11 protein-coding genes are annotated in these 14,515 nt (G+C 70.4%); 9 read left to right on the forward strand and 2 right to left on the reverse strand.

Going from position 1 to position 14,515, the window contains the following annotated elements; genetic code table 11:
- Positions 1 to 2 precede the first annotated feature (2 nt).
- Both ACTMTJ_RS42260 and ACTMTJ_RS42265 read right to left on the reverse strand, forming a co-directional pair.
- Complete coding sequence (locus tag ACTMTJ_RS42260; protein WP_441224401.1) at positions 3 to 1,247, reverse strand: MFS transporter; 1,245 nt, start codon at positions 1,245 to 1,247, stop codon at positions 3 to 5.
- Complete coding sequence (locus tag ACTMTJ_RS42265) at positions 1,244 to 2,386, reverse strand: acyl-CoA dehydrogenase family protein (protein ID WP_441224402.1); 1,143 nt, start codon at positions 2,384 to 2,386, stop codon at positions 1,244 to 1,246. Before ACTMTJ_RS42265 ends, ACTMTJ_RS42260 begins: the two co-directional genes overlap by 4 nt.
- A 744-nt stretch (positions 2,387 to 3,130) precedes the next feature.
- On the opposite strand from ACTMTJ_RS42265, the gene ACTMTJ_RS42270 reads away from it, so the two are divergent.
- From ACTMTJ_RS42270 to ACTMTJ_RS42310, 9 genes are read left to right on the forward strand one after another with little or no spacing between them, the layout of a single operon-like run.
- The gene (locus ACTMTJ_RS42270; protein ID WP_441224403.1) at positions 3,131 to 4,921 is read left to right on the forward strand and encodes a 5'-methylthioadenosine/S-adenosylhomocysteine nucleosidase family protein; all 1,791 of its coding nucleotides are present in this window, start codon (positions 3,131 to 3,133) and stop codon (positions 4,919 to 4,921) included.
- The gene (locus tag ACTMTJ_RS42275; protein WP_441224404.1) at positions 4,918 to 5,736 is read left to right on the forward strand and encodes a hypothetical protein; all 819 of its coding nucleotides are present in this window, start codon (positions 4,918 to 4,920) and stop codon (positions 5,734 to 5,736) included. Before ACTMTJ_RS42270 ends, ACTMTJ_RS42275 begins: the two co-directional genes overlap by 4 nt.
- A complete protein-coding gene (locus ACTMTJ_RS42280) occupies positions 5,733 to 6,122 on the forward strand; it encodes a hypothetical protein (RefSeq protein WP_441224405.1) in 390 nt (129 codons plus the stop codon). The genes ACTMTJ_RS42275 and ACTMTJ_RS42280 overlap by 4 nt, the downstream gene beginning before the upstream one ends.
- Positions 6,119 to 7,186 (forward strand): hypothetical protein, encoded by a 1,068-nt coding sequence (locus ACTMTJ_RS42285; protein ID WP_441224406.1) that lies wholly within the window; start codon positions 6,119 to 6,121, stop codon positions 7,184 to 7,186. The genes ACTMTJ_RS42280 and ACTMTJ_RS42285 overlap by 4 nt, the downstream gene beginning before the upstream one ends.
- Positions 7,187 to 7,211: 25 nt before the next feature.
- Positions 7,212 to 8,477, forward strand: coding sequence for an OmpA family protein (locus ACTMTJ_RS42290; protein ID WP_441224407.1), 1,266 nt, complete (start codon positions 7,212 to 7,214; stop codon positions 8,475 to 8,477).
- Complete coding sequence (locus ACTMTJ_RS42295) at positions 8,474 to 11,200, forward strand: ATP-binding cassette domain-containing protein (protein ID WP_441224408.1); 2,727 nt, start codon at positions 8,474 to 8,476, stop codon at positions 11,198 to 11,200. Before ACTMTJ_RS42290 ends, ACTMTJ_RS42295 begins: the two co-directional genes overlap by 4 nt.
- Before the next feature lie 8 nt (positions 11,201 to 11,208).
- Entirely contained in the window at positions 11,209 to 13,077 is a 1,869-nt protein-coding gene (locus tag ACTMTJ_RS42300) for an ATP-binding cassette domain-containing protein (protein WP_441224409.1), read from the forward strand.
- Positions 13,070 to 13,774 carry a hypothetical protein gene (locus ACTMTJ_RS42305; RefSeq protein WP_441224410.1) on the forward strand — a complete coding sequence of 235 codons (705 nt, stop codon included), beginning with the start codon at positions 13,070 to 13,072 and terminating at the stop codon, positions 13,772 to 13,774. Before ACTMTJ_RS42300 ends, ACTMTJ_RS42305 begins: the two co-directional genes overlap by 8 nt.
- On the forward strand, positions 13,762 to 14,511 hold the full coding sequence (locus tag ACTMTJ_RS42310) for a neutral zinc metallopeptidase (RefSeq protein WP_441224411.1): 750 nt from the start codon (positions 13,762 to 13,764) through the stop codon (positions 14,509 to 14,511). Before ACTMTJ_RS42305 ends, ACTMTJ_RS42310 begins: the two co-directional genes overlap by 13 nt.
- Positions 14,512 to 14,515: the final 4 nt, after the last annotated feature.

Here is a 14,515-nt window from a genome sequence, read left to right on the forward strand (position 1 = left end):
CGTCAAACCCCCCTTGGAAACGCTGGCACCGGCCGCAACGCTAGCGCGACCAGTGGCACGGTCGCGATGGCGGCCAGCACGGTCAGCGTGGCGTACCCGCTCGCCTCCACCACGAACCCGCTCACCGCGCCCGCGGACGCCCCCGCCAGGCCCATGACCAGGTCGGACAGCCCTTGCGCGGACGGGCGCACCTCGACCGGCACCGACTCGGAGAGCAGCGTCGAACCGGCCACCATCGTGCACGACCAGCCGAGCCCCAGCAGCGTCAGCCCCACCGCCAGCCACGGCGTGTCGTGCCCCGCCGTGCCGGCCGTCGCGCACGCGACCACGAGCAGCCCGATCCCGCCGAGCACCACCGCGCGCCGCCCCACCCGGTCGGTGAGCCAGCCGACGAGCGGGGCGAGCGCCGTCATCCCGGCGATGTGCAGGCTCAGCACGATGCCCACTACCCGGAGCACGTCCGCGTCCGAATGCGACTCGCCGAGGCGTACCGGCGTCATCACCATCACCGCGACCATGACGAGGTGGCCGACGGCGACCGCGGCGATCCCCAGCCGGGCCGCCGGTCTTTCCGCGACCGCGCGCAGCGCGGGCCGGAAACCCGCGCGGTGCGGTGCCGGCTCCACCGCCGCGGCGCGCCGCGCGGTGAGCAGCGGGTCCGGCCGCAAAAGCAGCGCGAGTACCACCGCTGCGCACGCGAACGCCAAACCGCTGAACAGGAACGGGCCGCTCAGCACCGGTACCCCCGTGAAGCGAACCGCGCGGTCGGCGAGCGGGGCGAGGTTGGGCGCGGCGACCGCGCCGATGGTCGTGCCCCACACGATCAGCGACAGGTGGCGCCCCCGGCGCGCCGGCTCGGCGAGGTCGACGGCGGCGTACCGGGCCTGGAGGTTGGCCGTGTTTCCGCCGCCGAAGAGCATCATGCCGAGGAAGAGCAGCGGTGTGGCGTCGAGTGTCGCGGCCACCACCACGACCACGCCGCCGAGCCCGCCGATGACGTACCCCGCGGTGAGGCCCCACCGCCGTCCGCGCGCGTTGGTGAGCCGGGTGATCGGCACGGCGAGCAGCGCGGTGCCCACCACGCCGGCGCTCATCACGAGGCCGGAGATGCCGGCGCCGCCGAGCCGGGCGGCGAGCAGCGCGCCCACGGAAAGCCCGATCGAGACGCCCATGCCGCCCACGACCTGGGTGACGAAGAGGAGCCGCAGCGTCCGCCGCTGGACGCTCGTTACATCGAGAACCGTCACAGCCCCAGGCTACGCCCGATGATCTCCTTCATGATCTCCGTCGTGCCGCCGTAGATCGTCTGCACGCGGCTGTTGAGCCACGCCTTGGCGACCGGGTACTCCAGCATGTAGCCGTATCCGCCGTGCAGCTGGACGCACCGGTCGGCCACCCGGTTTTGCAGCTCGGTGGTCCACCACTTCGCCTTGGCCGCGTCGACCACGGTGAGCCGCCCCGCGTTGAACTCGCGGACGCAGTGGTTGAGAAACGTCCGCGCGATCGTCACCTCGGTGTCGAGCTCGGCGAGCAGGAAGCGGTTGTGCTGGAACTTTCCGATCGGCCGGCCGAACGCCTCGCGACCGCGCGCGTACTCCAGCGTGATGGCCAGCAGCTTTTCGCAGGCGGCGACGGCGGCGACCGCGATGCCCAGCCGCTCGCGGGGCAGGTTGGCCATGAGGTGGTAGAAGCCGTGGTTCTCCGTGCCGATGAGGTTTTCGGCGGGCACGCGGCAGTCGTCGAAGAAGAGCTCGGCCGTGTCGTTGGCCTTCATGCCCACCTTCTCCAGGCGGCGGCCCCGCGAGAAGCCGGGCGTCCCGCGCTCCACCGCGATCAGGCTCACCCCGTGCGCGCCCTGGTCCGGCGCGGTCTTCGCGACGACCACCACGAGGTCGGCCATGTCGCCGTTCGTGATGAAGGTCTTCTGTCCATTGAGGACATACGAGTCGCCGTCGCGCCGCGCGGACGTGCGCACCCCGGCAAGGTCGGAGCCGGCGCCCGGCTCGCTCATCGCGATCGCGGTGACGAGGTCGCCGGAGCAGAAGCCGGGCAGCCACCGCTTGCGCTGGTCTTCGGTGGTGAGGTCGGTGAGGTACGGCGCGACGATGTCGTTGTGCAGCCCGAAGCCGAGGCCGGCGCAGCCCGACGCCACCACCTCCTCGACGAGCACCGCGTTGAAGCGGAAGTCGCGCTGCCCTCCCCCGCCGTACTCCTCGTCGACGTCCATGCCGAGCAGACCTGCCGCACCGGCCTTGCGCCACACCTCGCGGTCGACGATGCCCTCCCGCTCCCACTCGTCGTGGTAGGGCACCGCCTCGCGGGCCAGGAACTCCCGGCAGAGCGCGCGAAACTCGTCGTGGACCGGCTCGTACAGGTGCTGCTCCATGCCCGCCAGTCTCGCAGCACCCCCGCGACCGTCCGCAAGTCCGCGACGAGACATTCGAACGGTCAACCAGTGCCGCCGTCCGTACCATTCGCACACGTTCTCGTCTTACCGAGCCGCGAATGCGGCCGAATGCCGTTCCACCTTGAGTCGGGCCCTTACCGGGCAGCTATTGACGGTCTTGCGACAGTTGCCCATCGACTCACGGAATCAAAACATCGAGAACTATCAGTGCATGTCGACCCCTGAGCCGCCTTTGTATTCATCCGACCGATACGAGGCGTGCCGGTCCGTCATTTCACCGGGCGACAGACGATGGCGGTGACGTCATCCGAAAGGTTGTTCACGTTGATCACAACCGCCGTAAACAATTTGCGCCTGCCGTCAAGTCTGGAACGCCGGCACCACAGCGACGGATGGAACGCCCCGCTCGACCTCGTCACGGGAACCGAATAACGCAAACGCGGGATGGCAGCGAAGGCGCCCGAGCCGACATCCTGGAGGAACGGATCATCGTGCTCTCAAGGCACGGGCACAGCATGCGCATTCCCTCAATTGCGCGCCAGTACGGCCGTAGAAACCTGGCATCCACTCCCAACACCACCGATCGGTGAGGCAATGGCATCCGTCACCTTCACGCAATGCCGCGCCGCCGCGAGCGCAGTACGGCAGGCCGAGCACAGCCGCCAGGCCATCAACACGATCCGGCCTCGAAGTGTTCTCGGGATCGTCCGTACGCGCGCGCCGTTGGCCATTCTCCTCTACCTGTCGGCGGTAGAAGCACGGCTGGTCTGGCAGAGCGAGCGCAGCTTCGCCGTCCTGGAGGCACCGCGGTACGTGTCGCCGGTCCGCCGGGACGGCGGGCTGGTGATCCGCTTCCTCCGCGTCCTGGATCGGCGCTGGGATCTACTGATTTTCGCCGTGCCGCCGGCGCTCCTGCTGGCTGTCACGGCGGCGGTCGCGCTCGGTGCGACGGCGGCCGGCGCCACGCCACCGCTCGCGATCGTCTGGCTCGCGGTGGCGGCCATGGCCTATGTCACGGCCTTCATGCTGGCCCAGGTCGCGACCCAGGTGGCCTGGGTGCGCAGGGTGTTCGGGCACGAGGGCGTCGCCGCGGACCGGGTCGCCGAGGAGTCGCTGCCCGGCTGGAACTGGTCGATGCCGCTGTGCCATCACGAGACCGACCAGCCCGGTCGAGTGCTGCTCGACCTCGTGACGCACCAGATGGAGCGGCTGATCCGGGCGCACGCGACACAGCTGCTCGCGGCGCAGGGCGCCGAGCCGGAGGGTGTCCGGGTACGGGAGGTCCTGATCTGCCTCAACCACGGTGTCACCACCACGGGCATGCGGAGGACGCTCGAGGCGGCGCTGACGCTTCCGTACGGGCCGGGTGCCCGGGTGGCCTTCCGCATGCCGACCGGGCCGGTCGAGGGATACCGGGAGCCCGTGCAGGCTGGCGGCGGGTTCTTCTTCACCTACCTGGCCGGGGTCCTCGTCGTCGTGCCGATCTGCGCGTACCTCGTGGCCACGTGGGAGGCGCAGGCCTGCGCGGCCGACTGCGCGGGCCGGCCGGCCGACTGGGGGTCGGCATTGCGCTGGTTGGCGTGGCGCCTGATGTTCCAGGACGCGCCCGGCCTCGTGCCGAAGACCGCACAGACGTGGATCATCGGATGGCTGACGAGCCTCGTCGGGCTGATGACACTGCCTGTGGCCTGGGTGTCCGCGCGCCTCGCGATCGCCGCGAACAAGCGCGGCGTGGTCGATCTCGTGACCATCCAGTCCCGCGCCTTGCAGAAGACCCGGGTGTTGCTGATGACCGTCACCGCCACGGAGCGCACCGCCGTCCTGGATGTGTTCCGGCCGGCGACCGGCGAGGTTCCGGAGCGGATCTTCGCGGAAAACGCGGTGATCTACGAGCTCGGTTCGATCCGCAACGCCCGCGTGGCCATGGCTCAGTGCGCGCGCCCCGGACCGGGCGGGCCGGGCGGCGCGATCCTCACCACCGCCGAGGTCATCCGGCGTTGGCGTCCCGACGTCGTGATCATGGTGGGCATCTGCTACGGCCTGCGCGAGGACTGGAAGGAGCCGCAGCGGATGGGCGACGTGCTGGTGGCGAGCACCGTGCACGACCTCGACCGCGCCATCGTCTTCGAGGGCCGGGTCGAGCCGATGGGCGACCGGGTCAGCACGTCGACGGCCCTCGTCGCCAGGCTCTCCGCCGCCTCGACCGACTGGCCGGTCGCGAGCGTCCACTTCGGACCCATGCTCGCCTCCTCGGCTTTGATCAGCTCGGCCACCCGCCGGGAGGAACTCCGTCGGGAGCACAGCCGGGCGATCGGCGGCGACATGGAAGGGCACGGGTTGTACGCCGCCGCCGCGGACGCCGGGGTGCCGTGGATCCTCGCCAAGGCGATCTCCGACTGGGGCATGGATCGCGACGAACGGTACGAGCCCGCCCTGGCCGCCGCCAACGCCGCCGGGTTCGTGCTCCACACGCTCACGGTCGGGGCCTTCGACCAGGGGATCCAGACGCCATGAGGCGCTACCTGGACGGCGGGGCCGGCCGCCGGTCGGAGGTCACCGGCGCGGCCTACGAGTCGTGGGTACGGCCCCCCGCGCGACCGATCCGGTACGGCCTCGTCGAGCGCTGGCTCGACCGGCGCAACGGCCGGATCGACGGCAAGAAGGCCGTCCTGCGCCTGGTGCAGGCCGAGCCTGATGCGAGCGACGACCGGGCGGAGACGGCGAACACCCACCCGCGGGAGACGCCCGCACCGCCGCCGATCAGCACCTTCTACGTCGACTCGCTCTGCAAGCGCTTCGGCTCCGTGGCCGAACACGAGAAGCAGCAGCGGGACGAGCGGCTCTACCTGCTGTCGAAGAAGCTCGAAGCCGCGGTCGCTCGGGAAAAGACGGCCGCGAACAAGCTCGAGGTCGCCGAGGCCGCGTGGAAGGGCGCTTCACAGCCGCCCACGGAAGAAACGCTGCGGACGCGGCACGTGGCCGAGGAGGAGCTCGACCGGCCCACCTACCTCAGCCGGCAGCGCCGGTTGGCACAGCACGGCCGCACGCGCGAGCGCAGCGAGTCCCGGTACGCCGCGCTCGACGAGGAATGGCACGCCTGTAACGCCGAGGTGGCCGATCTGAGAAACCGGATATCTACCGAGCGGCGGATCGCGGACAGCCGCGTTCGCGCGCAACTCGCACACACGCAGCGCCGGATCGCCACGTACTGGACGCATCTGATCCGAACGTACGAGCGGGGCGCCGAGCTGAACCAGAACCTGCGTCCCGCCGGACCCCGCCTGCCCGACTGGACGCGCGACGACACCGACGGCGAGGAGCAACGATGACCGAAGAGGCCCCTCTCCCGGACCGGCCGTTCGAGCCCGAGCCGTACGACACCACCGAGCTTCAGCGCGAGCTCGAAGAGATGGTCGAACGGCTGCTGCCGCACGGGGTCGACGAGGCGACGCCGCATGTGCTCGACCGGCTCGTCGACCGGCACACCCTCCGGCGCGTGGCGCGTCTGGCCAAGCAGTGGGTGCTCTATCGGGACGCGGCCCAGCTCGAGCTCAACGAAGCCCGCGCCGAGCTCGCCCATCAGGAGGCGGTCTACACCGCCGAGCGGCGGGCCATGGCGGGCCTCGAGTTCGCGTACCGGGAAGCCGAGCGAGCGCTGGCCGGCACTCGTCGACGCGTTCGCAAGCCCGCCACCGACCAGCAGGAGCAGTCGTGACACAGCCCTTCCCCGTCGCGGACGACCGGAGCGCCTCGCTGATCTCCGCCGGCTGGCCTTCCCAGGTCGACCCGACGTGGGCGCCTACGCCGCCAACGCTGCGGCTGCCGCCACCGCCGCCCCGGCCCCCGGCGATCAACGGTGCGGAGAGCGAGCCGCCGGACGACGGGCCGCCGCCACCGGCGAATCCCGCCAGCTTCGCCGATCCGGCGCTGATCGCCGGGCGGCCGGCCGCCAACCGGTTCTACATTTTCGTACTCGCCCTCGCCGCGCTGGCGGACATCGGCACGTTCTCGCAGGTCATCCAGTTCGTGATGCCGCTGGAACGCGACTTCGTACGCTGGGCCGTCGTCATCGGCTTCACCGCGTGTGTCCTCTTCCTGTCCCACATCGCCGGTGTGCAGCTGCGCGTCTGGCGGGCGGAGCGGGCCGAACGGGCCGAACGGACGGCGAACGCCCGGCCGGCGACCCGGAAGGTGAGGGATCGGTTCTCCATCGTGTTCGCCTGCACCGCGCTCGGCGTCTGGTTGCTACTCGGAGTGTTCGCCTTCCACCTGCGGTGGACCTGGGACAACCCGACCAACGCCACCACCCAGCAGCAGGAGGGCGTGATCCCGGCACCGGCCGCCACACCCGCGCCGCTGCCGACCCTGGCCCCGACCCCCACATCGGACACCGGCGAACGTGACGCGACGGCGGCCGCCGACTTCGAGCGGACCGGATCGGCTCGCATGTTCCTCGCGCTCTACCTCGGCACCGGGCTGGCCGCCACGATCGGCGGCTACCTGACCCACAATCCCGCCCGTGCCGCCTACGCCAGGGCCAAGAAGGCGTACGAGGCCGCGGTGGGTTCGGCGGCCGAGGCGGCCCGGGTCTACGAGGAAGCCAAGAACACCGTGGAACACCTCGAACAGCGCGCCCGTGACTCCGAACTCATCCGCTGGGCGGAGCAGGTCGAGATCCTGCACGCCGGTGAGGAACTGAAACAACGGATCCGGGCGCGGATCGCCGAGCGCGCACAGGACGCCGCGCTGACCGACGCCTACTTCCCCGAGCGTCCGTGACGCCCTCACGCCCAGGAGAAACCCGATGAGAACACCACCCCGCTCCCGGTACGCGGCTCGTGGCCGCTCACGCTTCCAGCCGCGCCGTTCGCGACGGTGGCCCTTCGTCGCGGCGACCGTCGCGGTCGCCCTGGTGGTGGCGGTCGGTGGCTTCCTGTACTGGCGGAGCACCTGCGAGCCCGGCGACCCGGCCTGCGAGGTCAACGCGTGCACGGGCAGCCCCACGCAGATGACGTTCGCCCTCGGTGCGCGGGCCAACAGCCCCGAGCCACTCCTGCCGCCGAAGCTGGAGAGCGAGGTGTCCGCCGCCGCCCGCGCCGGCAAGGAGATCGTCGTCTACCGCGTGGACGGTAAGCCGTCGACAGCGTTGCGAAGCAGGTTCGAGACGAAGATCAAGGCGAAGGAGCCGTACGAAGAGGCGCTGGAAGCCTTCATGACGAAGCTCAACGCGGACATGAGTCAGATCCGCGCGGCGAAGCCGGAGGCCAACCCCCTCGAGGCGCTGTGGCTCGCCAGCCGGGACACACCGGCGGGCGGCACCGTTGTGCTGTTCGACTCCGGCCTTCAGACCACCGGGGCGTTGAACTTCCGCACCGAAGGCATGCTGGAGGCGGATCCGCAGGAGGTCGTGGACGATCTGGCCAAGCGCGAGCAGCTCCCCGATCTCGATGGGCGCCGGGTCGTCCTGATGGGCATCGGCGACGCCATCGATCCGCAGGCCAAGCTCGACCAGAACCTGCACGACAACGTCGTGGCGATCTGGGAGGCGATCGCGCGGGAGGGCGGCGCGGAGTGCGTTGACGTGCTCCCCGATCCACCGGTACGGGAGATCGCACTTTCCGGCGTACCCAAGGTCACACCGATCGGGCTACCGAAGCCCCCGCCTCCGCTGCGCCCGTGCACCGAGGTCGTGCTCTCCGACGGCGGCGACGTCGGCTTCAAGCCCCGGACGCCCGAGCTGCGCGACCCGTCGGCGGCGCGGGAGCGGCTCAGCGGCTACGCGAACACGATCCGGAACGACCGAAGCATCAAGCGGGTCGAGATCCTCGGTACCACCGCGCGGTGGAACAGCCCCGAGTCGCAAAAGGAGCTCGGCAAGGAGCGGGCCGAGGTGGTGAAGGACATCCTTGTCTCCCAAGGCGTTTCGGCCGGCATGGTGACGACGGAGGGCGTCGGGTCGTACTCGAAGTACTACGTGCCCGACGGTGGTCCGAAGGGGCCGCTCAAGCCCGCCGAAGCCGCCCGCAACCGGTCCATCGTGCTGCGCACCATCTGCGAATCACGTCCATGAAGCCAGTCTTCTATGGACCGTTCGCGCGCCTGGCCGACTTCTTCCACGGCTGGCGGGACGGGGTGGCGGGCATACCACACAAGCCCGCCCGCCCGACCCGCACCGCCACCACTCCGCACCGCGAGTTCCTCATCAGGATGGCTCAGGACGCCTTCCAGCGGGAGCGTGTCGAGCTGGAGCGTGACCGCGTGACCGCGGCGCGGCGGGTGGCCGCCGCACGCTCGCGGCTGCTCCGCGCCGAGGAGGCCGTCGCCACCGCGGAAAGCGAGCTGGCCGAGGCCTCCCGCCCGCTGACCGAGGCCGAACGCACCGCCCGGCGGTCGGCCGAGGCTGACCACGCGGCGTCGATCGTCAGGCGGCGCCGCGAGCGCGAGCGGCTGCGCCGCATCCAGCCGTTCGTCCGCCGGCGCCAGGCCGCCGTGAGCGAGCGGAACGAGGCGGAGAGCACGCTCGCCGCGGCGGCGGACGAGGCCGCCCGTCACCTCGCCGTCCGCCGCGCGCGGGTGCTGCGCATCCACGAGCACGCGCAGCGGCGGATCGCGGCCTACCGGCGGTACCTCGTGCGGTCGCATGACGAGGGGCCCTGGGTCAACGGGGTGCTCGGCGTAATCGATCCGCACATCCCGGGCTGGGCCAACGCCGGCATCCAGCCGGAGAGTCCACAGCGGACGAATGGCGGGAAGCCGGCCGGCGAGCCGGAGGCGCTGCCGGCGACGCCGCCGACGCCGAGCGTGATACCGCTGGGCGACACGACCGTCTTCGGTGCCGAGCAGTCGCCGGACGTCGTCTACGTCGACTACTACTACGCCATTCCCCGCCACTTCACGCTGCGGCGCGAGCAAGACTCGTTCGTGCTGGTCAACCACGGCACCCGGGGGCCGTACATCGACGGCACAGAGGTGCGCAAGGCGTGGCTCAACCCCGGCGACCACTTCGACTTCGGCGGGCTGCGCTACCAGATCTCGGACGACGGCACGGCGCTGGAGACGTCTTCGATCGGTCCGTATCACCTCGTCGCCTACAACCTGTCGGCGAAGTCGGGCAGCACCGTCCGGCTCAACGGCCTGAGCCTGGTGCAGCGCATGAACACGATGCTCGCCGTCCTCGGCCCCTCCGGCGCCGGCAAGAGCTCGTTGTTCGCCGCCCTGATGAAAGAGCTCAAGATATCCGAGACCGGCGCCCTCTACTTCGGCCAGCTCAATCTCGACACGCACGGCGACCAGATCCGCACGATGCTGGGCTTCGTCCCCCAGGACGACCACATGCACAGGACCCTGACCGTCGAGAGGTTGCTGCGCTACTCGGACCGCCTGCGCCGCCCCAAGGCCGCCAAGGCCGACCGGGAACGGCGGATCAAGGAGGTGTGTGACAAGCTCCGGATCGACAAGCAGCGCGGACAACTCGTCGCCACGCTCTCCGGTGGCCAGCGCAAGCGCGTCTCGATCGCGCTGGAACTGCTCGCCGAGCCCAACCTGCTGTTGCTCGACGAACCGACGTCCGGGCTGGACGCCGGGATGGACCGCGAGATCATGCAGCAGCTGCGGGCGTACGCCGAGCAGGGCGAGCGCCTGGTGATCGTCATCACCCACGCGACCGAACACATCGATCGGGCGCAGCAACTGCTCGTGCTGGCGAGAGAGGGCCGGGTGATCTACTCAGGGCCACCCCAGCTCAGCGCGCTCGGCAAGGACAGCTATGCGGACCTGATGAACACCCTCAGCGAGGAGCCGGAGCCGGCCGAGATCGGCGAACGCGCCCACGCTTATCTGGAGGGTGACGATGTCGAGCTGGCCCGCACGGAGGTCGAGCGCCGCGCCGCGGAGAACGGCCAATCCACCACCGTGCGCCGCCCGGGCGTGGCACGGCGCCTGCTGCGGTTTCCGCGCCAGCTCACGGTGCTGCTTCAACGCCAGGTCGCACTCGTCGTCTTCCGCGGCGCGAAAAAGGACCTCCCACTTCGCTTTTCGTGGCGGCACATGGCCATGCTCGCCATCGCGCTGCTGCCGCTGCTGGTGGCGGCGGGTGGGGCGGTCATCGCCAGCATGGTGGCGAAACCCTCCGGGCTCGGACCGGGCCCCTCGGCACCGGCCACCCTGAGCCTGCTCATCACGCTGTGCATGCTCGCCGGCCAGGCGTTGACGTACACGGACATCGTGGCCGAGTTCCACATCATCAAGCGCGAGCACCGCACCGGCACGTACACGATGGCCGTGCTGTTGTCGAAATGGCTGGTGTTCGCCGCGATCGCCGTCATCCAGGCGTTCCTGATGACGTTGGTGTTTCTGGTTTTCCGGGAGGGACCCGAGAGGTCCCTGTTCCTCCATCCCGACACCGCCCTGTTCGTCAACCTCGCCGCCGTGACGGTCGCCGCCATGACGCTCGGGATGCTGATCTCCGTACTGGCCAGCAAGGTCGAGCAGGCGGTCGTCTGGAACACGTTCGTCGCCATCGGCCAGATCGCGCTCAACGGCGTGACCGCGGACCTGTCCAGCGGCTCGTTCGGGGGGTGGATCGCGGTGCTCCTACCCACGCGCTGGGGGCTCGCCGCCACCGCCTCGGCCATCGACCTGCGGTCGGCCGCCCCCACCGTGCCCCGCGACGCGCTGTGGCGGCACGAGATGGGGCAGTGGGTCTTCGACCTCGGCTGGCTCCTTGGTCTCACCGTCCTGTTCTTCGCACTCTCGGCGTTCTGGCTCCGCCGGAAGCTCAACAAGCCCGACTAGGGGGACCCATGGGAACGCCACAGTGGACGATCGGGCGCGCCGGGGCCGGCGCGGACCTGGAGGTCGACGATCCCTCCGTACATGCCCGGCACGCCATGCTGGAGATTGACGCGCGGGGCAGGTGGCGGGTCAGCGAGGCCGCGGGCCGGGTGTTCGTCAACGGTGCGCGGGCGGCGCGAGCCGTCCTCGACGAGGGTGGGACCTTCGTCATCGGCCAGACCACCGTCACCGCTTCGCCGATGGCATTCGTCGACGATCGCCTCCGGGACACGCACGCCGCGCTGAGCGTCAGCGCCGGGAGAGGCCTCTCTGTCGAAGTGCGCGAGGTCACTGTCGCGCGACACGGCCACATCCTCCTCGACGACGTCACCCTGCGGATCGAGGCCGGCGAGATCGTGGCGGTGGTCGGGCCGTCCGGCGCGGGCAAGTCGTCGCTCATCAAGCTGCTGCTCGGCGAGTACCAACCGCTGCGGGGCTCCGTCACGATCGGAGGCGCCCAGCGGGGTCGCGCGAGCTCGGGCCGCCAGCAGGTGCGCTACGTGCCCCAGTCGGACGACCTCTTCGACGACCTCACGGTGGCCGAGACGCTGACCCTCGCCGCTCGCCTTCGCGCCGCCGGCGACGCGCCGCGGGACGAGGTGACGGGGCGGGTTCGGGAGGCACTGTCGTGGCTGAGCCTGGTCGACCGAGCCGGCCACCGCGTCGGCGCGCTGTCCGGCGGCGAGCGGCGGCGGGTGTCGATCGGGACGGAGCTTGTCGGGCGGCCCCAACTGCTGCTGCTGGACGAGCCGACCAGCGGCCTCGACCTTGGCAAGGACCGCGACGTCATGGTGCGCCTCCGCGGGATCAGCCGGGAGTACCACTGCACGACGATCCTGGTTACCCACACCGTGGCACACCTGGACCAGGCGGACCGGCTCGTCCTGGTCGGACGTGGTGGGCGGGTGCGCTACTCCGGTCCTCCGGTCGCTCCGGAGAGCCTCGGGCACCGTGGCTGGGCGGACCTGCTCGTCGACGCCGACCGTGCACCAGTCCGCGGAGCCGCGGCGCCCGCCAGGCGTCCGGCGCGGCGCCCCCGTCCACGCCGGACCGCGGGTTTCACGACCACCGGTTTTCTCGATGTGTTGGTGCGCCAGGCCACGCTCGTCGTGCGGCGCGGCCCCAAGTCGCTGGCCATGCTGACGGCGCTGCCGGTCGTCGGCACGGCCCTGGCGATCGTGTCGTCCGCCGGCGGGCTGGTCCCCGGACCGGAAACGACCCAGGTGCTCTCGATCCTCGTGACGGTCGCCGCGTTGACCGGAGCGGCACTCACCTACCTGGATCTGGTGCAGGAACGGGACATTCTGCGGCGCGACTGGCGCATCGGGGTGAGCGCCGGGAAGCTCCTGACGGCCAAGGTCGCCGTCTACACCGCGGCGTGCGTCGTACTGTCGCTCGCGATCACGCTCGTCTACGCCTGCGCGCGGCCGCTCCCCACCCCCGCGCTCGGCCTATCTCCCCTGCTGCTGCTCTTCGGCGCCACGTTCATGACGATGGTCAGCTCGATGGGTCTTGGCCTCCTCGTCTCGTCGCTCGCCGACTCGGTGGAGCAGGCGATCACGTACAACACGGTCTTGGCGATCTGCCAGGTCGCGCTCAATGGCGCCCTCTTCAAGGTGCCGCTGTGGCTCACCGTCCTCCTGCCGTCGCGGCTCGGGCTGGGCATGGTCGCCTCCTACGCCGATCTGAACACGGAGTGGGTCGTAGACGGGCGGCAGGACCCCATGTTCGAGAACGGCGCCGTGTGGGTGCCGTTGGCGGTGGTTCTCATGGCGCTGGTCGGGATCTGGTCGACGGTGCTGGCCGTATATCGCACGGAGAGGCGTTGGCGTGGCTGAGTGGAGATCTCACGCCGGGCTGCCCGGCTGGCGGCGAAAGCGCAACTGGTGGATCGCGCTGGCGGTCGTCACGGTGCTCGCCTGCTGCGGCGGCGGCCTCGCGGTCAATCGCATCACCTACGGAGACGGCGGCTCCGCGGACGCCGAGCCATCGACGGCACCGGCTTCCGCGCCACGGACGCCGGCACCGTCTACGCCCGCGGCCACGCCACCGTCCACATCAGAAGGTCGACCGGTGCCGGACGTCGTGCGGAAGCGGCTGAGCGAGGCAAAAGCCTTGCTGGCCGGCGCGGGTTACACCTCTGTCAAGGTCGTCGACGCCACCGGCGCGGAGCGGATGGTTTTGGAAGACAACAACTGGCTCGTGGTTTCGCAGGAAACCAGCACCGGAGTCGTCACCCTCCACGTCCGGAAACCCACGGACGGCAAAGGTTCGACCGACACCACCGTCGGCGTCGTGCCGGACGTCGTCTGCAAGGAGCTCCAGGCGGCGCAGGAGGCGCTGCGGTCCGCCCGGTTCCTCAACATCCGTTCACACGACGCCACCGGGAAGGGACGGTTTCAGCTCATCGACCGCGACTGGGTCGTCGTCGCCCAGTCCGAGCCGCCGGAGACAAGTCCGAGCCTGACGACCAAGATCGTGCTCCAGGTCGTCAAGTACGGCGAACCGACCGGGGAGTCCGGATGCGAAAGCTGAGATACGCCGCGGGTGCCATGGCCGCGGTCATCGCCCTCCAGGGCTGCGCGGTGTCAGCTGGTCTGCCCGAGGGCGGCGGCACCACCGCCGATCCCACGGTGTCCGCCCCGGCGCCCCGCGATGAGCCGAAACCCTCGACGGCGGTGCCCGAGACCAGCCCCGACGTCGCCGGCAAGACCTTCGAGGAAGACGTCGACCTGGCTCGCGAAACGGTGGAAGAGTACTGGCGGGAGGAGTTCCCCAAACGCGGTTTGGGCTTCGAGCCAGTGGCCCGGATGATCCCCTACCGCGGAAAGGGCGGGCCGAAGTGCGGTTCGGAGCGGATCCCGGCCAACAACGCCGTGTACTGCTCCGGCGCCGACTACATCGCCTGGGACACCGACTGGCTACGGAAGACGTGGCGAGACATCGGCGACGCGTTCGTCTATTTCGTGATCGGCCATGAGTACGGCCACGCCATCCAGGCGCGGCTCGGCCTGTCGTCGTCGTTCTCCATCAAGACCGAGCTACAGGCCGACTGCCTCGCCGGCGCCTACCTCGGCGACGTGACGAACAGCGGCCGCCTGACCCGCGAGAAGGGCGACTTCGAGGAACTCTTCCGCGGGATGTCGGAGGTGGCCGACGAGCCGGGAGTCGGATGGTTCGACTCCGGCGCGCACGGCTCCGCCTCCCAACGGCGGGCCGCCTTCTTCGCCGGCTACCTGACCACCCCCAAAGCGTGCACCACCAAACTCTGAGTGC

It is taken from the genome of Phytohabitans sp. LJ34, from assembly GCF_052068095.1.
In the GTDB taxonomy this organism is placed as follows: Bacteria; Actinomycetota; Actinomycetes; order Mycobacteriales; family Micromonosporaceae; genus Phytohabitans.

Coding starts and splice junctions, on each gene's coding strand:
- ACTMTJ_RS42265 (WP_441224402.1), bottom strand. CDS start 2,386: ATGGAGCAGCACCTGTACGAGCCGGTCCACGACGAGTTTCGCGCGCTC.
- ACTMTJ_RS42275 (WP_441224404.1), top strand. CDS start 4,918: ATGAGGCGCTACCTGGACGGCGGGGCCGGCCGCCGGTCGGAGGTCACC.
- ACTMTJ_RS42280 (WP_441224405.1), top strand. CDS start 5,733: ATGACCGAAGAGGCCCCTCTCCCGGACCGGCCGTTCGAGCCCGAGCCG.
- ACTMTJ_RS42290 (WP_441224407.1), top strand. CDS start 7,212: ATGAGAACACCACCCCGCTCCCGGTACGCGGCTCGTGGCCGCTCACGC.
- ACTMTJ_RS42295 (WP_441224408.1), top strand. CDS start 8,474: ATGAAGCCAGTCTTCTATGGACCGTTCGCGCGCCTGGCCGACTTCTTC.
- ACTMTJ_RS42300 (WP_441224409.1), top strand. CDS start 11,209: ATGGGAACGCCACAGTGGACGATCGGGCGCGCCGGGGCCGGCGCGGAC.
- ACTMTJ_RS42310 (WP_441224411.1), top strand. CDS start 13,762: ATGCGAAAGCTGAGATACGCCGCGGGTGCCATGGCCGCGGTCATCGCC.